Annotated in this window: 23 protein-coding genes; 4 read left to right on the top strand and 19 right to left on the bottom strand. The window is 50.8% G+C overall.

Features of this window, described 5'->3' with window-relative positions; all coding sequences use genetic code 11:
- The first annotated feature begins 27 nt into the window (after positions 1-27).
- Positions 28-264 (top strand): hypothetical protein, encoded by a 237-nt coding sequence (locus HZ996_05875; protein ID QTN38699.1) that lies wholly within the window; start codon positions 28-30, stop codon positions 262-264.
- Positions 265-333: 69 nt separating this feature from the next.
- On the opposite strand, the gene HZ996_05870 is transcribed toward HZ996_05875, so the two are convergent.
- From HZ996_05870 to HZ996_05810, 13 genes are all read right to left on the bottom strand, one after another.
- Complete coding sequence (locus HZ996_05870) at positions 334-906, bottom strand: Crp/Fnr family transcriptional regulator (protein QTN38698.1); 573 nt, start codon at positions 904-906, stop codon at positions 334-336.
- A 3-nt stretch (positions 907-909) separates the two neighbouring features.
- Complete coding sequence (locus HZ996_05865; GenBank protein ID QTN38697.1) at positions 910-1,458, bottom strand: SRPBCC family protein; 549 nt, start codon at positions 1,456-1,458, stop codon at positions 910-912.
- Positions 1,459-1,876: 418 nt separating this feature from the next.
- On the bottom strand, positions 1,877-2,914 hold the full coding sequence (locus HZ996_05860; protein ID QTN40007.1) for an agmatine deiminase family protein: 1,038 nt from the start codon (positions 2,912-2,914) through the stop codon (positions 1,877-1,879).
- A 203-nt stretch (positions 2,915-3,117) separates the two neighbouring features.
- A complete protein-coding gene (locus tag HZ996_05855; protein QTN38696.1) occupies positions 3,118-3,453 on the bottom strand; it encodes a hypothetical protein in 336 nt (111 codons plus the stop codon).
- A 195-nt stretch (positions 3,454-3,648) separates the two neighbouring features.
- Positions 3,649-4,362 carry a hypothetical protein gene (locus HZ996_05850; GenBank protein QTN38695.1) on the bottom strand — a complete coding sequence of 238 codons (714 nt, stop codon included), beginning with the start codon at positions 4,360-4,362 and terminating at the stop codon, positions 3,649-3,651.
- A gap of 114 nt (positions 4,363-4,476) precedes the next feature.
- Positions 4,477-5,208: a hypothetical protein gene (locus HZ996_05845; GenBank protein QTN38694.1), complete on the bottom strand. Its 732-nt coding sequence runs from the start codon at positions 5,206-5,208 to the stop codon at positions 4,477-4,479.
- 21 nt (positions 5,209-5,229) lie between these two features.
- Positions 5,230-5,901 carry a CPBP family intramembrane metalloprotease gene (locus HZ996_05840; protein QTN38693.1) on the bottom strand — a complete coding sequence of 224 codons (672 nt, stop codon included), beginning with the start codon at positions 5,899-5,901 and terminating at the stop codon, positions 5,230-5,232.
- Positions 5,902-5,962: 61 nt separating this feature from the next.
- Positions 5,963-6,913 (bottom strand): MBL fold metallo-hydrolase, encoded by a 951-nt coding sequence (locus HZ996_05835; protein ID QTN38692.1) that lies wholly within the window; start codon positions 6,911-6,913, stop codon positions 5,963-5,965.
- Positions 6,914-6,917: 4 nt separating this feature from the next.
- Positions 6,918-8,255, bottom strand: coding sequence for a hypothetical protein (locus tag HZ996_05830; GenBank protein QTN38691.1), 1,338 nt, complete (start codon positions 8,253-8,255; stop codon positions 6,918-6,920).
- Between the two features lie 15 nt (positions 8,256-8,270).
- Positions 8,271-8,972, bottom strand: coding sequence for a carbon-nitrogen hydrolase family protein (locus HZ996_05825; protein ID QTN38690.1), 702 nt, complete (start codon positions 8,970-8,972; stop codon positions 8,271-8,273).
- Positions 8,973-9,047: 75 nt separating this feature from the next.
- On the bottom strand, positions 9,048-9,749 hold the full coding sequence (locus HZ996_05820) for a fibrobacter succinogenes major paralogous domain-containing protein (protein QTN38689.1): 702 nt from the start codon (positions 9,747-9,749) through the stop codon (positions 9,048-9,050).
- Between the two features lie 18 nt (positions 9,750-9,767).
- Complete coding sequence (locus HZ996_05815; protein ID QTN38688.1) at positions 9,768-11,003, bottom strand: hypothetical protein; 1,236 nt, start codon at positions 11,001-11,003, stop codon at positions 9,768-9,770.
- Positions 11,004-11,222: 219 nt separating this feature from the next.
- A complete protein-coding gene (locus tag HZ996_05810) occupies positions 11,223-13,457 on the bottom strand; it encodes a DPP IV N-terminal domain-containing protein (protein QTN38687.1) in 2,235 nt (744 codons plus the stop codon).
- A 120-nt stretch (positions 13,458-13,577) separates the two neighbouring features.
- Here HZ996_05810 and HZ996_05805 point away from each other — a divergent pair, with 120 nt between their 5' ends.
- From HZ996_05805 to HZ996_05795, 3 genes are read left to right on the top strand one after another with little or no spacing between them, the layout of a single operon-like run.
- Positions 13,578-14,645, top strand: coding sequence for an alkane 1-monooxygenase (locus HZ996_05805; protein ID QTN38686.1), 1,068 nt, complete (start codon positions 13,578-13,580; stop codon positions 14,643-14,645).
- A 3-nt stretch (positions 14,646-14,648) separates the two neighbouring features.
- Entirely contained in the window at positions 14,649-16,229 is a 1,581-nt protein-coding gene (locus HZ996_05800; GenBank protein ID QTN38685.1) for a GMC family oxidoreductase, read from the top strand.
- 6 nt (positions 16,230-16,235) lie between these two features.
- A complete protein-coding gene (locus HZ996_05795) occupies positions 16,236-16,838 on the top strand; it encodes a TetR/AcrR family transcriptional regulator (GenBank protein ID QTN38684.1) in 603 nt (200 codons plus the stop codon).
- A 2-nt stretch (positions 16,839-16,840) separates the two neighbouring features.
- Here the strand turns inward: HZ996_05795 and HZ996_05790 are convergent, their stop codons facing one another.
- Genes HZ996_05790 through HZ996_05765 form a run of 6 tightly spaced genes read right to left on the bottom strand, consistent with a single transcriptional unit; the run spans position 16,841 to position 22,923 of the window.
- The gene (locus tag HZ996_05790; protein QTN38683.1) at positions 16,841-17,686 is read right to left on the bottom strand and encodes an alpha/beta fold hydrolase; all 846 of its coding nucleotides are present in this window, start codon (positions 17,684-17,686) and stop codon (positions 16,841-16,843) included.
- Between the two features lie 6 nt (positions 17,687-17,692).
- Entirely contained in the window at positions 17,693-19,102 is a 1,410-nt protein-coding gene (locus tag HZ996_05785; GenBank protein ID QTN40006.1) for an SLC13/DASS family transporter, read from the bottom strand.
- An 18-nt stretch (positions 19,103-19,120) separates the two neighbouring features.
- A complete protein-coding gene (locus HZ996_05780; GenBank protein QTN38682.1) occupies positions 19,121-20,545 on the bottom strand; it encodes a beta-lactamase family protein in 1,425 nt (474 codons plus the stop codon).
- On the bottom strand, positions 20,546-21,280 hold the full coding sequence (locus HZ996_05775; protein ID QTN38681.1) for a hypothetical protein: 735 nt from the start codon (positions 21,278-21,280) through the stop codon (positions 20,546-20,548).
- A 12-nt stretch (positions 21,281-21,292) separates the two neighbouring features.
- Positions 21,293-22,072 (bottom strand): hypothetical protein, encoded by a 780-nt coding sequence (locus HZ996_05770; GenBank protein QTN38680.1) that lies wholly within the window; start codon positions 22,070-22,072, stop codon positions 21,293-21,295.
- Positions 22,069-22,923 (bottom strand): peptidylprolyl isomerase, encoded by an 855-nt coding sequence (locus HZ996_05765; GenBank protein QTN38679.1) that lies wholly within the window; start codon positions 22,921-22,923, stop codon positions 22,069-22,071. The genes HZ996_05770 and HZ996_05765 overlap by 4 nt, the downstream gene beginning before the upstream one ends.
- Between the last annotated feature and the right edge of the window lie 2 nt (positions 22,924-22,925).

Here is a 22,925-nt window from a genome sequence, read left to right as displayed (position 1 = left end):
CTCGGCTTGTGAATCGATAATCAGGATTTGTTTGAAATCATCCCTCTATTCCCCAAGGAACGAGCGAAATATTACTTCACGCAGGCTGATGTGCCTAGGGCGATGCTGGCGAAGGATTTATCTGAACAATTCAGAAAATATGACTTGGTAGGAGAAGTCTACCCTACCATAAAAGAAGCTGTCGCTGCCTCTGAAGTTGTCGCAAAACCTCACCGAGGCGAAGTTTTTGTGGGCGGAAGTATGTTTACGGTGGCGGAGGTTTAGGCAACAACGGTTTGGCTATGCGCAGTGTCCCGCAGGGAATTGCGTATAGGTGTTGTTGGGGGCAGTATTTCACTTCACAATTTCCTTCCGAATTCTGCTCAGGGAGTTTTTTGTAATTCCAATGTATGAAGCTAAGTAGTTCAGCGGTATTCGATTTGCAAGGGAAGGAAATCTGTCAAAAAACTCTAAATATCTAGTTTTAGCGTCTTCTGCTAACATAGGACTGATGCGGTTTACTTTTTCCATTAACGCTTTATTAGAGACTTTGGCAATGATGTTATCCCAATTCACAATAGTATTGGAAAGATTCTGCATATCTTCACGATTCAAAGTCAATAGAGTTGTTGGAACAATGGCTTGAATGTATTCAGTTGATGGAACACGTCCATTATAGCTATTTAAGTCAACAGCAAAATTCAGTTCATCTATAAAGTATCTCGTTATTTCGTCTCCTTCTTTGTTGTAGTAGCATACTCTCAGAATTCCATTGTTAACGAATGCGATTCTATTCGCAATCTTGCCCGCTTCTGAGAAGTATTCATCGGATTTTAGTTCAACAACCCTAAGACTACTTTTTATTAATTCAATTTGCTGAGCATTGAGTTGGTCGTATTGCAGTAAGTAGTTAATAATGCCATCCATATGCTACCAGTTTCCTACTCGTCTTTTGTATTGGTATAGCTCTCCGCTTTCCAATTCCTGTTTCATGATGTTCAAGGCGTTAGTCATAGGAACTTTTATCTGTTTAATAACTACATTTTTTACTAGAAAACGAGCAAAGAAGTTTTTTGGTACGAATTCATAAGTCCATTCGATGTGGATTTTACCGTCCCCTGTTTCTTTAAATGTCCAACTTCCATTGATTTGCTTGATTAGCATTCTCAACGAAGAAGTGAAACCAGTCACTTTATAAGTAAATCCTGAAGGTGGAGTCACACTCAAAAGTTCTTCCTGAGAAGTGCTTCCATCATTGAAATAAACGATTCTGTTCTCATTCGGGGTAAACCACGCTTCTCTATTGCTAGTACTGTCAATTTTAGGAATCATTTTATACGGTTCATTGAAAATATGTTCCAAGTCTATAGGAACTATGTACTCGAAAGATTCCTTCAAAGAAAGTTTGCTATCAACGTCAACCGAAACAACTGTTTTAGGGTATTTTTTTTCTTGAGCTCGTGAAAGTGTTGTCGCCATAAAAATCAGAGTTAATAAAGTTATGATTCGCATAATTCCTTATTTAGATATTACACGACAAAGCTATTAGTCTGTCTTTCGGCTACTGTTACCATTTGGTAATAAATCAGCTGAAACTGAGTTTTGCCATATTGCCCCCAACTTCCGGATAAGCACAATTGCACTTATCCAGTTCTATGTGAATTGATTTTGTGTTCGCCTTTTGATGGGTATTCCCCCGGATAAGCTCAAGTGCTCTGATTATACAAAATCACAACAGAACTCAGGCTTATCCGGCGGTTCGATCCCGTTACTCACTATTGAAGTTGGTAAAAAGGGGAAGCCTAATCGGTTTTCATGGAAAACTCTTAGGAAAAATTCAGGTATTAAGCGCTGTCCCATCGGGCCGTAGGCCCAAAACCTCATCAACTCAGCTTACTTAGTCCAAAGGCTGCTGCTGGGTGACGCAGTGGACCATGCCCCCATACTCGTAGAGGTTGCGGACGTCAATGCCCACGACGGTGCGGTTGGGATATAGGGTCTGGATGATGCCGTTGGCCACGGTATCGTTGGGGTCGTTGTAGTTGGGCACCAGGACGACGTCGTTGGCGACGTAGTAGTTGATGTAGGAGCCCGGAAAGCCGAGGTTCTGGCCGTTGGTTTTCACCACGTTATTTTGGGTCAAGGGGACTTGAAGGAAGGTGTAGGGATCGCCGTCTTTGTTGGTGGCGGCATACAGGAGGTCGATGTCGCTTTGCTGGACATCGTAGTTGAGGAGATCTGCGGGGCTCATGGTGACGATGGTGGTGTCATTGCCGAAGACGGCAAAACCATCGATGTGCTGGTCGGTGACTTCTAGGCCGGCTTGGCCTTCGAGCCAAATGAAGTGGGTGACTCCGAGGTATTGGATGAAGATGGATTCGGCATCGGCCCGTGAGAGGCCCGGGTTGCGGTTGTCATTGAGGATGGAGCTCTTGCAGGCCATCAGAGTTCCGTTGCCGTCGAGGACCACACTCCCCCCTTCGTTGATCATGACATCGTTCAGGTTGATGACTGGTCGGTTTTGTTCTTGGCCGATCTTGGCGGGGATGACATCGCAGTTGGCGTAGCCGAGGGGCTGACCGGAGAACCAGTCGTCTTTTTCACCCCAGGCGTTGAAGCCCCAATCTTGGATGACGAGGTTGCCTTGCTGGTCGTGTACGAAGATGGGGCCGCTGTCGCGGATCCAAACATCATCGGTTGGATGGATGTAGAAGTCGACATTATCAAGCGGGGTTCCGTTGGCGATCAGGAGGTTTTCGATACGCGTTTTATCAGTGTCGTTGTAGGCGATGATGTGAACTTTTTCACCGGATTGAAGGGCATCGGTCATGGCGACCCAGGTGGCGTCATTCTCGTTGCGGTAGGCGATGCCGAACTGATACTGGTGGGGCCATTGCAGCCAGGTGCCTTCATGGGGCCCGCTCTCTTCCGGCATGGTGTAGAGGATGCCGGTGTCGTCCGCTGGCGGGTCCTCTTCGGGAGTGCAGGCGGTGGTGAGGGCTGCTGTGATGGCCGTGGTACTTAGGGCCAGGATGAGGTTTAGGGGGTTCATGCGCATATCTCTTACAAGGTAACGAAATGGGATGGGGGTTTCGTTTAGTTTCCGCGGTCCATCCTTTTCCTAAACAACCAACGACATCAGGCTTTCAGATTAATCTGATATTGAATTCTCTTGGTTCTAATTATCGACTCTAAGGCTTCAAGAGTTAATAGTTTATATCCTAAAGATTCTGGATGAAGAGATACAAAACAGAACTTAAATTGACGCCCCATCAATCTCGCTAAGTCAAATTCGTTTTCAGTTGCTCCAAAAAAGAATCCTCGTGGATTATTAGGCAGTTTTTTCTTGGTGGTCTTCAATTCTATCAAAGTAATCTTGGACTTTTCCTCAACTTTGATAACGTTTTCTAGGCTATTATGCCCCTCGACTTGAACTAGGTCAAAAGCTCTGGAAAACTTCTTATCGATTTCCATTAATTCAAGAATACGCTTTCTACTTTCCTTGTCAGGGTAAATGAACGAACTCTCTGTACTTGTCAAAAAATGAATAGCCTCTTTCTCCGAGGTATTATTGCTATGCGTAATTGTATACGAATGTTTCCTTGCCATGTGCACTTTTAGAATTGACTTGAAACTAAAGTTATGGATTCAGAAGCCATTCGACTCCTTTTAGATTGCTCCCTCTGCTTGAAAGAACTCCTTCACTTGCTTATCGCTCCGTAGGAGCTCCTTGATATAGCTATCCATCTCTCCTGGAGAGTTGGCTTTGGTGGAAAGCTGCAGGGAACGGAAGGAACCATCGGTTTGCGGGGCGATGAGCACCACGCGGCCAATTCGAAGATCAAACAGGCGCATATTGACCAAGGCATAGGCGTTGTGATCGGCGGTTTCGAAGGCGATGAACTCAACGGGATTGGTCTTGGTAAGCACAAATCCTTCACCCGAATAATGCGGGTGGTTTCGGGAATTCACAAAGAGCTCCGCATGGCTGTATCCGTCGGCGGCGATGGAATCGGTCAGGACCACAATGGAAAAGAAGACCTGCGTCTGGGTCTGTTCCTCACCAAGAGCATACTGCATATTCAGATAGACGGCCTTCTTGTCGCCGATTTCAATTCCGCTCCATTCGCCTCCACTGGCTACGCCTTGGAATTCGTTGTTGGCCAGCTCATAATTCGGCACGGGAAAGGCGCCAACGGCCATGGGCTGAATGAGTGAGGGCGGGATTTGTTTGTCGACTTCGAGCAGTTCGGTGTTCCAAGTGGAGGCATCGTTCCGATGCTGGTTGTGGATTTGCTCTTGCTTGGGGTTCCAGTTGAGATTGGGTTGGGCAAAGGCGTTCATGGCCAATACGACCAACAGAAGGTTGAGTGTTCTTTTCATCAGGGTTTGGTTAGTGTTTCTGCGTCCGAACAGTCGGACGTTTCATGAAAAGACACCAGAATTGAAAAGAGGGTTGCCTGGGGGTGGGAAAAAGGCCGTTTGAAGCCTTCCTTCCTACTTCATCTCATTGACCGCGTCATCAATATCCTCGATAACCTCATAAATGATGGACACCACCACCTTCGATCTGTTAACCCCTTTCTGTCTTACAGTAATGAGTCGATGAGTCATATTAATGAACTCGTCATTTGTTCTTAAAGCATCGTAATCATTCGGAACGGCTGAATAGGGATCATCAATGCTTGTCCGAAGGAGCTTATTCGTGAGTGGGTAGCATACGTTCTCAGATATGGTCCATTCCACGCGGTCGTAGTCCTCCATCAAAAAGGCAAACTGACTATCGTAAATGGCAATGATTTTCTTTCTCAACGCCTTGTCACTAATGAGGTCCAGGCCTTTGCTTTTGAGGGATTCAAAGGTCGTGTAGGTCAAATAGGGGCTCGCCCAATTCGTAATCCACCCCAGTGCCGTTTTTAACTCTGGCGTTACTCCTTCGTTGTTTTCGAAGTTCTTAAGTATATATCGATAGCGATAGACGGTGGAGTCGTTTAAACTTATGGTCTCCTCGATCTCCTTTTTCGACTCCAAAAGGTCTTCCTTGATCCCTTCCAGAAGATCCTTTTCCTGGGCCCGATACTTGCGCTCCGCATTCCAATTATTGATCTGCAAGGCAATCAGGATTCCGATTACCACCAGTACGGTCTCACCAACAGCGTACTTCAAATAGGCACCTGTCTTCCCTTCGGCAAGCAAGCTCTGTTTAATTTTTCTGAAGAATCTAATCATAGGATAGCGGGTTCGTCTGGGTTACGCCAAGCCGAAATAAAAGCTCAGGATTCCGAGGGTATTAAAGACTCCGTGCAGGACCACCATAAACCAGAGGTCGTATTTACGGTTGTAAAAGATCAGCGAGAGCAGTGCTCCGGTGGTTCCCGCAACGAGCTGACCGGTGAGGCCTTGCTGCATGTGCATGTAGCCGAAAAAGCTGCTGAACAGGAGAATATTCAAGGCCAGGGGAATGGGACTGTCACCAAAGAACTTGACGAACTGGCGCATCAGGTATCCGCGGAAAATGATCTCCTCACCGAAGGCGGCTGTGGCCCACACGATGAGCATCCAGGTGATGGCGGTCGGGAGATCGCCCCGTACCTGATCCATACTGGAGTAATCAATCGGGATGCCGGTGATCCACTCCACCGTCGGAACTACGGCGAAGACGTAAACGACAAAGAGTCCGAAGGCCGTTAAAGGGGCTCTGACCAGGAGGTTTTTGGCATTGAATTGCTCTCGGCGGAATCCCAGGGCAGCCAGCGGCTTTCCAGAATACTCGATGGCGTTGGCGCCAATCAGGACCAGGGAAAGAATGATGTTCTCGAAGATGGTCCGCTGAATGGGACCGAAATACATAAATACGATTACCGCCACAGAGAGCAGCGGGACGATGATTTGTTTTGGGCTTAGGTTGTTCGGCAGGCTCATAGGGTCGCAGGTTTCGTTGGGGTGTTCGATGCCTCAAGATAGTGAATATGGACAGCTCGATTTACAGCTCGTAGACTGCGCCGTACCGCGCCACGCCGAAGCCCAGCTCCCCAACCCTTTGCGCCTCCTCGCTTTCGCCATGGGCCACCGGATTGGTGTGGTTGAAGTGAATGAAGATCACCTTGGCCTTTTCCTGCGGCTCGAGGTCCTTAAATAGCTCCAGACTCTCGATGATAAAGGGATGCGGAATCTGCGTGATGTCCCGATTGCCGATTTCCTCCCCGCTGTAAAAGGTAGCGTCGAGAAAGGCGTAATCCACCCGCGCGATCTCCTCGACAATGCTCCGCTCCCACTTGCTCCACTTATCGATGTCCGGAATAAAAAGCGCCGACTTATTCGGCCCCTCAATGCGGTACCCCACGGTCTCCGAAAACTCATCGCGATGCGGTACCTGCAGCGGCGTCACCCGCAGCTGCGGCGTAAGCTGTACGGGCTCATTATCGCTCAGCGCCTGCGGCGCGATATTCCCTGTCTCCACCAGTTGACTCCACGGTCCATTGCTTTCCAAAAAAGCCTTCATCCGCGGCATCGCGTACACGGGCACTTGGCTCGCATTCGTCGCCTCTTTACCCAAATACATCAGGCCCGTATAGTGTCCTATATGCGCATGGGTGAGAAAGATCCCATCGACCAGCTGGTTGGGATTCGCGACATCGGGCCGTGCCAGGTCCTTCATCTGGGCGGTGATGTCCGGCGTGGCTTCAAAGAGGTATTTCTTTTGATTGGCGTTATCCACAACACCTAAGCTCACCACTCTTCGCGTTTGGTCCGGGTTATCGAAGAGGTCCTTGCAGCAGTCCTTGGTGCAGCCAATTTGCGGCGACCCGGCATCTTGCATGGTTCCGAGGACAATGAGAGAAACGCCATCTGGGTCTAGCCTTGTCTTTTCCTCTGCTTTTGGGGTGCAAGCGATGGATAGGGACGTGATCAGACAAACGAAAAAGAGGCGCATGGTGCTAGTTCCAGAAGTTGAATAACCCCCAATATCCAAATCCTACCAATAAAAGAAGGTATTGCAGCTGATTAATGACCAAGAGGACCTTGGTCCAAGTTCTGTATTTGTCCGATTTCAACACCCTTACCGCATAGGCCGTGAGCGGCACAAACGCCAGCAAGAGAATGAAGGGTAAATAGGACGATGCACTGATCAAACTCGATGAGTAATGCTGGTAGGGCGCATCAAAATAGAAGATCGCCTTATTGGAAAAGAGGACGGCAGTGTAGCCGACCAAAAGGACGTTTAACAGGCCGATGGTTAATGTGATTCGCAGAGAAATGGGACTTCGTCTCAGCTGAGCGACAATCAAGACAAGGGCTATCAAAGCCAGGAGCGCGGCACTCAGGGCCAAGGCGATCCGCAGAGCAATGGTGTTCGATGGTGTCTTGTACGCCACCAGCCGCTCAAACTTGGCATTCCTGGGAAAGAGTTCGGGCACGTCTAGCACGTGATCGCCCTTCGCCAGCTCTTCGCTCAAATTAAAGGAAACGACCGTGTCGTAGTCGTGGTAGAAATACAAACTGACCTCCCCCTCTTGGGTATTCCAAATGGAGGTGAGCAAAGTTCCGTCTCCATTCCGCTTTCGGTCCACATGCATGGTGTCCGACAGCTCGCGACAGAATTCTAATGAAGTGCTCGTTTCCCGTGCGCTCAAGAAGTCCTGCCCGTTGCGAAATCGATCAAGCTCTCTGGCGTCTTCAACCGAGGTAATTGAAGGACAAAAATTAGCCAAGACGTAGTTTGGATCCGTGCCTATGGTCAGGCTGTAGGGCTCTACAACCAAGTAATTCCCGGCCGTATCCACGTAGATGAAGACATCGTGCAGAAAGCGGCTGTGGTCATACTGCTCGATGTACCTCTTGACCTCATCAACCGTAGCACAGGATTGCAGGATGCCGGTGAGGTAGTCCGCCTCATCTGTGATCTTGAGTCGATCCGGAAAGGCGTTTTCTCGCTCCGGATGGTACGAGGTCAATCGAGAGAAAACGAGGCCTTCCGTATTCATTCCGGACTGTGGTGTTGTTCTTCCGCCACTCACCTCTCGGGCTCCGGTGAACGCCGCGCCGTATTGATCGGCGCTTGGCGCATTCACGAACCATATTTTGGAGGTGGTCAGCCAGGCATCATGGTTGCAGCCCACCATGGTTTTCCCGTCTACGGTCACCTTGTACATACTGCAGGCATGGGTCTCGCTTGGACTTAGCATGAGCACAAAGAGAACAGCCAGTAGGGTTGGCTTTAGGTCAATAGGTTTCATGTTGGTCAAACGGCGCTTGGTCGAACTTAATTGCTGCACAGTGTCCCTGATTGACTAGAATGCCTCCACAATGAGTAGCCCCTCCTCTTCTGCACTGAGCTGTGCTTGAAGCTCACCTTGAGCGTTCCAATAGGCTGATTGTCCGGCGCCGATGAAGTCGGCCATGGGGCCAATACAGTTGGCCATAAGAACCTGGAGGTTCAGCTTTTTGGCCATCTTGGGGAAATACGCGTACGATCGTTCGATGTCTTCCTGTGTCTTGGCGGTACTGGCCAAGTACAGTTCAGCACCGAGCTCGAGGGCTTTCGTGTTGTGCGAGGGCTGCATCGACTCATAGCAAATGGCCGGGGCCAGTTTGCGACCTTGAAGGTCAAGCATGACTTGGTGGTCGCCCGGCACAAAGTAGGGTACTTCGTCTTTAAAAAGCAGCTGCTTGGCGTAGGTGATGGGCTCTTGGCCTGGTTGGAAGATGAAAAGGGCGATCTGGACGCCTTCTTTTGTTCTCAGCGGTGCACTAAGGGCCACGGTGAGTCCCCCGGAGGTGCTAAGTTGCGAGAAGATTTGGAGTCGAGGGTCATCGGCCCGTAGGACCAAAGCGTCGGCAAGCTCAGGCTCGTAGCCCGTCAAGGAGAGCTCTGGGAATAGGAGGAATTGTACTTCCTCGGAGGTTGCGCGTTCGACCCAAGACACATGCTGCTCGATGTTTCGAGCGATGTCGCCCGGGGCAGGTTGTATTTGAGCGGTGGCAATGCGCATGGGGTGGAAAGACAACGGCCCGCAGGGCCTAAACCCCGCGGAACCGAATTAAAAGTTTAGAAAAAGGTACGCTGATTATAGTTTGCGAACGCAACGAACGGCAATAGCGGCATTCTCCTCTGGAAGGCTTCGACGAAGGTGGGATCCAATTGAATTCCGCCCCATTAATGACAGCTCGAAGCAACCTTGGCCGTCGGCCATGGCCAAATAAGTGGTAATAAATGACTTACTGGGATAAGTCCCATTTGCTCTGCGGTAGCCGCTTCCCAATGCAGCAAACTTCCGGGAAATATGTAGCTCCGTACCATTCTTTTTAGCACTCTTGCGGTCCTTGGTCAACACCTCATCGGTAATGGTATAGACATTGTGTATTTCCGTTTCGGTACCTTCAAAGAATATCTCCTGCCACTCCTCATAGCTAGGGATGTGCCAGCCTTCAGGAGCGAGCCCTTTTTCGGAAGTTACGGCCGCTGGGTTGTAGAGGTTACCACCACCCATTTTTTGAAATTCCTTCATGTCGTTGTACATGGCATACATGGGTTCATTGTTTTGAATCCCAGCTTCCCATTTCTTCCAGTTCGTCGTCTTGGAGAGTTTTTCACCGTTCTGAAATTTGGTCGTGCGTAGGTTTTCTGCCATGATTAAATACCCGTTGTGTTCGAAGATGGCGTACTCGTTTCCATCTGCGTCTTTTACGGTTGGTTCATCCGCTTTTTTGGAAAAGGAGAAAGAAAGGGCAGTAGCCAAAGTGACTACAAGAAATAATCTAAGCTTCATTGCTATTGGGTTAATTAATTATCGAGGAAAGACTATAATGTACAGGTCATTACCGTTGCCTTCAGTCAGGTCAAAACGGTAGGTTCCTTCACCACTGGGAAGGTTGTAAGGTAAGGTTGCGATACCACTGGATTGATTGGCATCTAAAACACTCATGGTGTAACATTTTTTACCAGAGGAACCTCCGGAGAATTGAGGCTTCAGACAAACCTCTTGGGTGCCTTTGGCAAAATTGATGATCCATATGCCGATGAACTGGTGATGCATTCCATTAGCTTCAAAGGTGATGCTATTGCTCGTGGGAACACCATCATATAATGTGTATTTGTTGAAGCCATCAATCCCTATGCGCGCTTTAACTTGATTAATGACATAGTTGCGGTTTTCTGTTCCAGCCGAGCTATTTCGCGAGAAATCAAGACCATTTTCTTCACGGGTATTCCCTCGACCCACATAAATACCGTGTTCCCAGTTCCCGTACTTGACCGTGCTGCCATCAATATCGAGCCGTCCTCGTTCACCATGAGGCAAGAAGTTCTCATCCACAGGGCCAACATATAGCGTATCTCCTTTCCATATGGACATTTGCTGGTAGCTGGGCTTATGGTCCCTCAGCAGAATATCAATTCGGATTCCTTCCAGATCATTGTGAAGGGATGCGTAGCCTTCTTCTCTATAAGTAAAAGCCCCATCCTTCCAATCAATTCGTCCCTCGTAGTAGAGGCCCTCCTCAAAAACGAGCTTACCCTCAGCGGATTGAAATTCTCCCTCTTCCGAGAAGGACGCCTCAGCATCAACGCCGTTGCCGTAGATGGTTCCCGATCTAAAAGCATGAAAGTCGTCAATTACCCCAGTGTAATACACCTTGTATTCAGGTAAGTAAAAGTTGGTGGCCTTTGCAAGATCTCCCGATTGATATTCAACGAAAAGATATTCGCGAAACTGGTCGTTCTCAAGTTTGAGCGCAGCGGGTCCCCAGAGCAGTCCTTCGTAGTGTGTAACGAACATAGTGTCTCCAGAGCTCTTGGTAACCAATCCTTCTCCATGGGGATATCCATTCTGAAAACCGCCCTTATACTCCACTGTGCCATCGGCATACTTTGCGGTCCCTTGACCGGATAGGCAATCCCCTTCTACACAATTGACTGAAGACGATTCCGAACTGGGAAGAGCAAAAAATGCCTCTCCAGGTTCGTTGTACCAACCTATTTTCTTCTGGTGATATTCATCCTTGGCCAGGGCTCCTTCGTCCAAGGACGCCAGGCTCTGAAGAGAAGAAGTAAAGTCGAGAAGTGATTGCCTATCGTTCGGTTGTGCATGCAATCCTATTGCGAGGCAAAAGCAAACAAGTAAACATGCAAGAGGTCGGGGCCAGCCCAAACACAAAAGATTCTTCATAGGAGGATTTGAAGAGTTTCATATTCGTTCAGGTGGGATTCCGAAAATAGGAAAATTTGTTAAATAAACTAGGCCCTAATTCACTGGTGTATGCTCCGTCAAATAACGCAGCAAAAGCTCATCCAAATGGCGACGCGTTCCGGGTCCTTCGTAAATGCCATGAGATCGGTTCGGGTACACCATCAGGTCAAAGGCCTTGTTCTGCTTCACGAGTTCGTTGATGAGCATTTCAGCGCTTTGGTAGTGCACATTATCGTCCGCGGTTCCATGAATGACCAGAAGGTTTCCTTCGAGGTTCTTGGCGTAGGTAATCGGTGAGCCCGCAATGAAGTCCTCCTCATTCTCTTGAGGCAGCCCCATGTAGCGCTCTTGGTAAATGTTGTCGTAGATGAGTTGATTCGAAACCGCAGCTACCGCAATGCCTGTTTGGTAGATTTCGGGATACTGGAACAATAGATTCAGCGTCATGGAACCTCCTCCACTCCAGCCCCAAACGGCTACGCGATCGTTGTCGAGATACGGGAGTTTCAACACTTCTTTGGCCGCCATCGCTTGATCGCGCACGTTGATCTGACCGATTTTGCGGTAGATGCTCTTGCGCCATTCGCTGCCTTTGAGACAAGGTGTACCGCGATTGTCCATGCTGATGAGCACATAGCCCAGCTGGGTGTACATCGCGTTGGTCAGGCTCGTTTGACCGTCGACGGCCACTTGGCCCCAAGGCTCGCCGTAGACGTAGAACAGTACCGGATAGGTCTTGGTGGAATCGAAATCATGAGGTAAGAGCATCCGCACCTCCACATCAATCCCGTCTTCCGTGGTCACCTTGGTCCAGCGCACTTCGGGCATGGCCAGCGTACTCAACTTTTGGGCGTAGGCCTCATTGTCCACCACAGTCCATATGGTTCTGTGGTCCGGAAGACTCACAAAGCGCACCGTGCGCACCTCCGTAGAACTCTGATGAATGTGCACAGCGTACTTCCCATTCGGGGCCATGTCGTAGTTGTTGATGCCCGAATACGCCTGCGGCGTGATGCGCTCCATCCGCCCTTTCCCCTTCAAGTCCGCGCGGTACAAATAGCGCTGAGTCGGATTGTCCGGAGAGGCCATGTAGTACAAGTACTTGCTGGTGACGGCTCGCGTTGATGCCACGTCATACTCCGAAGGCGTGATCAAAGTCTTCTTCCCTGAGGCGATGTTTACCTTGTACACATGTCGCCAGGCGTCGTTTTCGGTCATGCGCAAAAAGGCCTTGCCACCGTCCACAATGGGCAGGTCGTTATTCCCCCAGTTATTGGCCGAGATATCCGGATAGCCCAAGTCCACCCAGGTGTCCTCAGTCTCGGTGTAGACCAAGCGCATGCTGTTGTCCGAGGGCGTGTAGGCCCAGACTTTCAATTCGTTTTGGTGGCGATTCATTTGCTGAATCAAGAGTAAATCGCTGTTCACCCACTGCATTCCTGGAATGTAGTTCTGTACGGGATCGCCCTCAAGCGGCACCCAAGAAATCTGTCCATCGACCAGGTTGATCATTCCAATACGGGCCGATGACGGGTCTTGACCCACCTTCGGATACTGCACAGGTATCAGCTTGGAATAAATGGAGTCGGTATTGTTGATCATGTAGAAGGTTCCGATGCTCGAGGCATCGAGCTGCCAGAAGGCCAAGCGGTCGTTCGCCGAATTGACCATGAAGCCGTCGCGCTTGCCAAATTCCTCTTCATACACCCAATCAAAGGTACCGTTGATGATGTCGACGGAGCCATCTGTAGTGAGTTGATCTATCGTGCCGGAGGCAAAATCCTCACGGTAAATATTGAACTCGTGAACGTAGTACACTTGTGTATTGTCGCTCGAGAACTTGGCGAACATCAGCGACGATGGGGCCAAGGAAGCGCCCAACTGCTTGAGCTGCGAAGTCGTCAAGTCATAGACCCAATAATCGCCCTTGGTATTGGAGCGCCATACCCGTTTCGAATTCGTGAAAATCAACACCTTGGAGCCGTCCGGGGACAGCGTGAAACTTTCGACCCGTAAGGGTCCGTCTTCGGCTTGAAGGGCCTGTGTGGGAACAAAGACAGAGCCCTCCTGCGTAGCACTCTTGTATTTCATCAGCTGGGTGCCTTCTTCCGTACGCTCAACAATGACGTAGCTATCCCCGTCGTCGATCCACTGAATGGACTCCTCATAATCCTGCCGAAACTCGCCCGAATAAATGCGGTCCAGGGTCAAAATGGGGTCTTGGGCCGCCACAGTGAGCGTGGCAAAGACAAGGGTCAAAGCGGCAAGGGCCTTCAGTCGAATCTTCATGAGATGGGGTTTTAAGGAACCCCAAGGTAAGAAATGTCGAGCCCCGCACTTGCGGCCTTAGAAGAACTTGCTCAATTCGATAAATCGAACTATTATTGTACTTATAGTTCGAATTCGATCATGAAACACTTCGGAGCCCTCAAATATCTACCGGTTTTTGTCCTCCCCGTTCTGACCTGGTATAGTTTCAACATCCACGGGTGGGCCACCTTCCTGCCCTTCGTTTACGTCTTCGGGTTCATCCCGCTGCTGGAGCTCTTCCTCCCCGCCGACGCAACCAATTTCAGCACAAACGAAGAAAAATCTCGGCTCGATAACCTGCTCTACGACGCCCTGGTCTACCTCACTCTCCCCGTCCAACTCTTCACCCTCGGCTACTTCCTCTTCTCCCTGCAAGAGGTCGGCCTCGCCCCGCTCGACATCGCCGGGCGCGTCCTTTCGATGGGTCTCTGCTGCGGCATCCTCGGCATTAACGTGGGCCACGAACTGGGCCATCGCCGCAAACGCTACGAAACCTGGATGGCCAAAATCAACCTGATGACTTCGCTCAACATGCACTTCATGCACGAGCACAACATCCACCACCACTCGGCGGTCAGCACCCCGGAGGACCCGGCGTCGGCCCGTTACGGCGAGCCCGTCTTCGCCTTTTGGATTCGCTCCATCACCGGTGTTTACGCCATGGCCTGGAGGCTTGAAGCTCAGCGCCTACGGCGCAATGGTCACCGCTTCCTCTCCTTCCACAATCAAATGATCACGGACCACCTCATCGAAGGCGCCCTCCTCCTCTTTATCGGGCTCTACTTCGGCTTGCCCACCCTCGGTTACTTCCTCATCGCCGCCCTTCTCGGCCACCTCCTCCTCGAGACGGTCAACTACGTGGAACACTACGGCCTCGTTCGCAAGAAAAAGGGCAACCGATACGAAACGGTCACCCCTCAGCATTCCTGGAACTCGGATCACGTCGTCGGGCGCATCCATCTCTTTGAGCTATCGCGCCATTCCGATCATCATTTCCGCGCCGGTCGCAAATACCAGATTCTGCGCCACATGGACGAATCGCCTCAGATGCCTACCGGTTACCCAGGGATGATGATCCTCTCCTTCTTCCCGCCCCTCTGGTTTGCCATCATGAACCCCCGCGTTCGTGGCATTCAAGCCCAACAAGAACTACCCCTTAGCGCCTAAACCGTGGATTACGACTACATCATCGTAGGCAGTGGCTTCGGCGGATCGGTCAGCGCACTTCGGCTCTCTGAAAAGGGCTACAAGGTGCTGGTGATCGAAAAAGGCAAATGGCGCGAGGGCAAGGACTTCGCCAAGAACAACTGGGACTTCAAACGCTGGCTGTGGCTGCCTTTCTTCAAGTGGCACGGCATCATGAAGCTTACCATCACGCGCCACATCAACATCCTTTCCGGCGTTGGGGTTGGCGGAGGTTCCCTAGTTTACGCCAACACCCTACCCGTCCCCAAAAAAGCCTTTTTCTCCACCGGTAGCTGGGCCAAGCTTCGGAACTGGGAACAAGATCTGGCCCCGCATTACGATACCGCCCTGCACATGCTCGGCGCTCAAAAGAATCCAGCCCTATTCGACGGCGACAAGGCCCTCCTTGAAGTGGCCCGCGAGATGGGGAAGGAAGACCAATTCTCCCCGACCAACGTGGCTGTTTACTTCGGCAAACCGAACGAAACCGTTCCTGATCCATACTTCGACGGCAAAGGCCCAGAACGCACTGGATGCAATTACTGCGGCGCCTGCATGACCGGCTGTCCCAACAATTCAAAGAATACCTTGGACAAGAACTACCTATACCTAGCGCAACAGCTAGGCGCCGAGATCTTGGCCGAAAAAGAAGTTACGGATGTCTCGCCCCTAGGGCCAGAGGACGGCTCTCAGGGCTATGCAGTGACCTTTAGAGACAGCACGCGCTGGATCAAACGAACCCGGACCCTAAAGGCCAAGGGCGTGATCTTCTCCGGTGGTGTCTTGGGTACCTTGAAGCTCCTCTTGAAACTCAAGCGCAGCACCTTACCTCGGCTATCAGACCGTATCGGTCAGGATATCCGCACCAACAACGAAACCCTCATCAGCGTCTCCTCTCTGGATCCCCAAATTGATGCCTCTCGCGGCGTCGCCATCGGAAGTATTCTGGAGACGGACGAAAACAGCCATTTGGAAATCTGCCGCTACGGCGACGGCTCCGATGCGTGGAAACTCACCCATCTGCCCCACAGCGCATCCAAGAATCACTTGGTTCGCTACGCCAACATGACTCTGGGTTTCCTGAAGGCACCCGGTGCCTACCTCAACATCTACTGGCGAAACAGCTGGGCCAAGAAAACCGTGGTCCTGCTCTTCATGCAGACCTTGGACAGCACCTTGACCTTCGGGCGCTCTCGCTTCGGCGGACTAACGACCAAAATGGGTTCCGGCAAGAAGCCTACCCCTTACATTCCGGAGTCCATTGAACTTACCGAGAAGTACGCCGAGAAAGTCAACGGAAAGGCGAGCTCCTTTGTGACCGAAGCACTCTTCGGCATTCCCGCCACAGCCCACATCTTGGGCGGCGCCGTCATGGGTGATAGCCCAGAGAAAGGTGTCATCAACGAACGGAACGAGGTCTTTGGCTACGAAAACATGATGGTCATCGACGGCTCCATGATCTCGGCCAACCCAGGCGTAAACCCTTCCCTATCCATTACCGCCATTGCCGAACACGCCATGGCTCAAGTACCGGAAAAAGCGGTGAGTAAATCCTTTATCTTTTAAGTCGCTATGGGAAGAAAAGCCATCGACAGACCGCGGAAAGCACTGACCCCGAAAGCCGAAATCTGGGTACGAGAACTCGTGCCTCTACTTCAAGACAAAGACCTGAGTCAGCTGACCCTTGATGACCTGAGCGATCTGATGGGCAAGAGCAAGAGCACCATCTATTCGTATTTCTCCACCAAGGAAGAAATCTACCACACCAGTGTTCACCTGGTGCTAAAAGACATTTCCGCAGCCATCTCGATGGAAAACCTCGCCGCCAATGATATGGAGCAGGCCCTGCGTTACATGCTCCTCAACATCAGCCTTGGAATTGAAGGGATATCCATAAGCTACTTGGAGCAGCTCAAAGACCACTTCCCGGACATCTGGGCCACCATTGAAGAATTCACCGGACAAGTACGCTTCCTACTCGAAAAGATCTATGAAAAAGGCATGGAGCAAGGCTCGTTCAAGCGCTTCAATGTTTCCCTGCTGACTGCATTGGATCACCACTTCGTGCTGAACATTATGACCAACGCCAGCACCTTCAGCGACCAGGGTCTTTCTCTTAATGATGTGGTGACCGAGTACCTCGAACTTCGCTTGAGCGCGCTCAAGAACGATTGAGCCTATTCGTCGAGCACATCGCTCCGTAGGAGCTCCCAAATACTATTTTGAAATTGATCTTTGAAGATCTTGAAATGTCCAATGTCTTTCACCCCAAACTCGGCTGGCACTAAGTGCCGGTATTTGACCTCGGCTTTGCTGTAATTTGCATACAACCATTCCACTGCGGCAGGTGGAGCAAAGCGGTCGTTTTCGATGCTGTAGGCTGAAACCTGACCTTTAAAATGATCGAAGTTGGTTTCCTCCCGCGGGAATTCGCTCAAAAAATAGTCTGGGCTGTTGCACCAGCGCGTCCATTGTTTCGCCATCCTTTTGGGGAGGTTTTCCATTCCGGTCACATTCTTCGAGGGCAGATATCCGAAGAGGTTGCTGAGGCCAGGAATGAGCACCTTGAAATTGAACCACATTTGGCGCCGACCTTTTCCGCTCCAGTGCTTCCAATAGCCGGACTGGGCCGCGACGAAAATGATGCGCTTGACTTGATCGGGCTGCTTCGTGAGCGAAATCATTTGGCCGCCAATGCTGTGTCCCATGAGGGCGATGGGCACACCCGGATTGTGCTCTATGGCATAGCCTACTACGCTAGCCAAATCCTGACGGGACCAGTCGGCCGCATTGTTGGAAAAGGCCGACATCTTGCGGTCACGAGACTTGCCGATGCCTTGGTAGTCAAAGGTGATGGTGGTGACCCCTGAGTGCTGCATGTACTGAGCAAACTTGGCATAGAATCCTTGAAGGACTCCAGTGGCGGAGGCGATGACGAGGATTGCTTTGGGTTCCTCTGCGCCAAATACGGTAGCGACCAGTTGATGGTCGTGGGCTTGAATGGAAACGACTCGTGTACTCATCGACCACTAAGATAGTAGGAGATAGACCACTCCTACAATCACCAGGATGGAAATGAGGTTTAACCAGAATCCGGCGCGCATCATTTGCCGCACGGTGACGTAGCCACTTGAGTACACTACCGCGTTAGGAGGTGTGCTGATGGGCATCATAAAGGCACAGCTTGCGGCAAGTGTGACCGGAATAGCCAGCAGTAAGGGATCAACACCCGTGCTTTGTCCTATGCCTATAACCACCGGAAGTAAAACGGTGACGAGGGCCACGTTGGACATCACTTCCGTGGCGAAAAGGGCCAGTGCGGTAAGGGCCAACATAAGCACTAGTGGTGAGGTATTGACGTGCTCGGCTACGTAGTTCCCGATGGAGCTGATGATGCCCGCCGTATCGAGTCCTTTGGCCAGGGCAAGCCCACCACCGAAAAGGAGCAGAATCCCCCAAGGAAGCCTTTGAGTGGACTTCCAGTCGAGGACGAATTCACCCTTTTTCAGGTTGACCGGGACGGTGAACATGAGGAGTCCACCGAACATGGCGATGTTGGTATTGTTGAGCACGCGCTGACCGAGTAGATCGTTCAGTGGAGCGGCAAAGACCCAGAGGAAAACTGTGATGGCGAAAACGATGAGGACGGAGCGTTCGGGCTTGCTCATCGGGCCGATTTCGGTCCAACGCTTGGCTATGAGTTCTTTGACGCCAGAGATTTCATCGCCCCGTAGGGGATAAATAAATTTGGTCAAGAGGTGGTAGGTGAAAAACAGCAAGAGGGCTCCGACGGGAAGTCCGAAAAGCAGCCATCGCGCGAAGGGGAAATCGGTGCCGTAGGCCTCGAGGTAGTACCCGGCAAAAACGATGTTGGGCGGGGTGCCGATGAGGGTCATGGTTCCACCAATATTGGCGGCATAGGCGATGCCCAGCATCAGTAAGAGTTTAAATCGCTTCAGGAGTGTTTCATCCGTGGTTTGTTCTTCCAAGAGCTGAGTAACCGAAAGACCAATGGGCAGGAGCATCACGGCCGTCGCGGTATTGGAGATCCACATGGCCACGAGGGCTGTGGCGATCATGAAGCCCAGGATGATTTGCCGCGGACGGGTGCCGGTCAGTCGAATGAGGCCAAAAGCAATGCGCTCGTGGAGTCGTCGCTCCTCCATGGCCAAAGCGATGATAAAGCCACCCAGAAATAGAAAAACGATAGGGCTGCCGTAGGGCATGAAGGTTTCCTTGAGCGGCAAAATGTCCAACGCCGGAAAAAAAACCATCGGCAAAAGGGCCGTGATGTAAATGGGCAAAACTTCGAGGATCCACCAGATGAGCATCCAAGTGGCAACGGCCAACACGTTGTTGACGATGGCCGTGTCAAAAGGCCTCAATAAGGCAATGGCCCCGAAGGCCAACGGACCTGCAAAAAAACCGATGCGCTGCAGCTGGGTGATGGCTATAATTTATTTGGTTCGTTCAAACACAAAACCATCCACCTCAAAAGCAGTCGCACTGTCGCCTTCCAAACTGAAGTTGTAGAGCTGGCCATCCTCTTCACTGAAGAACATGGTATCGTTTTCGGGCTTGATCAAGTAGGTAAACTCAAAGAAGTCGGCGGACACTTCAAGAGCACCGTCCTTCACTTCAAAATAGGCCTCCCCAAAGCGTTCGAAGTAATACGTTCCAGCAAAACGGCTGAGCTGTTCGTCGGTCTGCGGGGTGATGCTGCGCATGGTCGGATCAATTCCGGGTAAGCCGTACTCTTCGGCCAAGGCCAAATAAATCTCCGGGATGATGTCTCCGTTATCCGAATTGACAATGACGACTACGGCAATGGCCGTATCCTTCCAAGCGGCCATTCGGCTACGGAATCCTTCATCGGCCCCACCGTGCCCAAAGAGGTGCTCCCCAGAATAAGGACCGAGCCCCCATTCTTCAAAACCGGGTTCCAGCATTTCGTTGACGGTCTCAGCCTTCAACAGGCCATCTTCTTGGCTCTGGTAAATGCGCTGCATTTCAGCGAGCCATTTGACCAGTTCACTTGGAGTGGTCCACAATCCGGCCGCAGCCATTTCAGGATAAATGGGCCACTTCCCTTCCACTTCATCTCCATTGTAGCGATAACCGGTGGCAGCCAAGTGATGCTTGTCTTCAGTCAGCGGGTTCTCGTAAGTACTAACCGTCATCCCCAGTGGATCGAGTACGTGCTCTTGCATGAGGTCGGGAAAACGAGCACCATCGATGTCCTCGAACATCTGCTGCATAATGGTATAGCCACCCCCGCTGTACTGCCAACTTTCACCGGGCTCCTTGTACACGCGAACCGAATCGGTGTTCCCTTCGCCATCGAGCACCTGAGGTACCGTCGGTATGGTATCTCCTTTATCGTATCCAGGGAAACCCCAAACGGTCAATCCAGCGGTATGGTTGAGGATTCGGCGGGTCGTGACTTTTTCATTCTTTGTGAATTCATTGTCCGGTAAATGCCAACTGGTCAAGTAATCGTTGACATTGGCATCCAAATCCAGACGACCTTCTTCCATCAATTGATGAGCTCGCGTGGCCGAAACCGGCTTACTCATTGAGGCGGCCAGGAGCAAGCTCTCGGTGGTCAGCTCGCGGTTTTCCGAACTGTCTGCCATTCCATAGGCCTTGGCCCACTCGAGCTCCCCATTCACAGCGACCGCAATACTGACGCCCGGTATGCCATAGTCTTTGATCCGCTCTTCAATATTGAATCGCTCCGGTTCTACCCCTTCGATTTGAACGCGAGCCATGAGGCCATTTTCAATGCGTTCTACTTTGGCATCAAGGTCAGATGTAGGAGCTTCTGAGGTACAAGAGGCCAGAAGCCCTATTGCTACGAATCCTAGGAAAATACGTTTCATTTAGTCTTGGTTTTTCTTGGTGGGAATCACAAAGTAAACGCCGATACCTACCGTGAAGGCCTGGGGCTGGTACGATCGAAGAGCAACTACAGGATCCAATTCCAGTGCGGTATAATCCACACCTTCAATGGTCTGCTCTTCCATACTGGTGAACATAAACTGACTGTTGAAGGAAATCCCGACAATTTTGTGGACCTGCCAATTCAATCGGATTCCCGGAGTAAAGGCGACTCCTTGAGCGGATGCGACATCCGTCGCGTAATGACGGGTGGTAAAGTTTCTGGAATAAACGAGTTCGTCTCCAGGGATCAGCAACTCCATATATCCGATGTAGAAACTAGGCTCCAAGCCAATGTTCGGTGCTAATTCAAAATCATAAGACACCCCGATTTGACTTCCGTACGCCAAGTAACCTGCACGGCGCTCCAAATAGCTCGTTGTGGATGTACTGGTTAAGGAACTGGTCAATGCGGTTTTATACGTCTCGTGATCACGGCTGAATCCGGCCGTATAGAAGCGAATTCCTATCCCGAGTTTCCCAATGAAGTACTTGGTCGTCAAATCGCCCGTATAGGCGTACTCCGAGAACCCATTGACATCATTGATTTGATCGGACCCAGCAAAGTCACCGGTGCTGGCCCCGCCATTGCTGTTGAGTTCGATGCGCCAGGAGTTCTGGCCAAAAGCGGTGGCACTCAAGGCCAGGGCAAAGGTGAAAAGGAGGAATTTTTTCATGATCTGGGGTATTTATCTTTTGGCTTTAAGCCGTTCTATTTCATTTTCGATGGCAGCCATCAATTCTTTGGTGTCATCTATAGCCCAAAGATAGTTGAAGACCTTATGTCCTCGACTACCAATAATGTACTGCAGCTCCTTCTTGAACTGTTCATCGTCCAAAAGCTCGTCGTAGTGAACGATTTGGTGATAGTGCATTCGAGTGCTGTCTTGGCGATCGCGGTGTACCCGATAATAGACACTGTCGCTGAGTATGAGATACTTGTCCTGATAAGGCTTCGCCATTTCTAAAAACCGCACGGATCGATGCTCCCTTCCCAAGCCGACGATCCTCGGATTGATCAATTCGTAGACAAAAGTGATGTCTTGCCTTAAAGAGTCATTGCTGAGCACTTGGAACCCCGCAGATTGTAGGGCCGTATATCCAGAAACACGTGGAAAATACTGATCGTCGGCTCCTAATCTCAACATGTATTTCGTGGTCAGCTCATTTTCGGATTCCCGATTCATAATATGGTCACGTAGGGCTCGAGTCATGTCCTGGCTCTCTCTAATAACCTCTAAGCCCGATTCCAAATCGTATAATGAAGCACGCAGGTCCTCGTGAATCTCCTCGAGCAGCTTAATCTCCAAGTCCCGCTCTTTTCGATCACTGTTCCAGTTGTTCAGGGCCAAGGCGATCAATATCCCGATGACTACGAGCAGTATTTCACCGACCGCATAGGTCAGGTATTGGCCGAGCTTGCCCTCGGCAAGTAATTTTTGTCTGAGCTTCCGAAAGAATCGAATCATTCGCTCTGAGCGTTTTCCGGTCCGGCATAGAGGACATCGATCCGTAGGATCCGAACATCTTCAATGGGCCGGTCCAGTGAATCGGTAGCCACCGCGGCTATGGAATCCACAACATCCATCCCCGAAGTGACCTCTCCAAAAACCGTGTAGTTCTGATCCAGAAATGGCAGACCGCCTTCGGCGCGATAAACCGCTCGGTGCTCCTCGGGAATGACGTAGGGATCAAAATCGACCTCCTGTTCTTGAATGGCCATGAGGGTATCGTACATGGCAACAAAGGTCTCCAAGTCTTCGGCGTTCATGACTTTGCGCGCAGAATCCAACCACATTTCGTTTCCCGGAGCATGTAAAGCGTGGTACTCCCCGAGCCAACCGTTCAATCGCTCTTCGTTGGCGTCAATAATACTGTCGACGACTGGTCCGGATTGAACAATGTAAAATTGCCAAGCGCTGGAAGCAAAGTCAGGATGCCAACCGCGAGCTGCACCAATGGCGCCGCGTTTATGAAAAAGGTCGGGGTGTATTTCGGCGGGAACCAATCCCTCGCCACCACTGCCCAATCCTTCTCCAGGCGCCGCATTCTTGCTTTCCGGGTCACCTCCTTGGACCACGAATTCATCGATCACTCGGTGGAATAAGAGGCTATCAAAAGATCCCGCGAAGGCTTTCTCTACAAAATTGTCGCGGTGAAGTGGGGTCTCGTTGTACAGCTCAAACTCGATATCACCGTACGTGGTTACCATCAGGAGCGTCGCCCGTTCAGGGGTCTTTTCATCTGATGAAGTCGAGGTTGGAGAACAAGAAACCAGGAGCGTAATCAAGCACAAGCTCAAAGCTTTTCGAAGCAGCATGA

The sequence above is a fragment of the Cryomorphaceae bacterium genome (assembly GCA_017798125.1).
Classification (GTDB): Bacteria; Bacteroidota; Bacteroidia; order Flavobacteriales; family ECT2AJA-044; genus ECT2AJA-044.
Note: the sequence above shows the minus strand (reverse complement) of the source record. Positions and strands in the feature narration are given on the sequence as shown.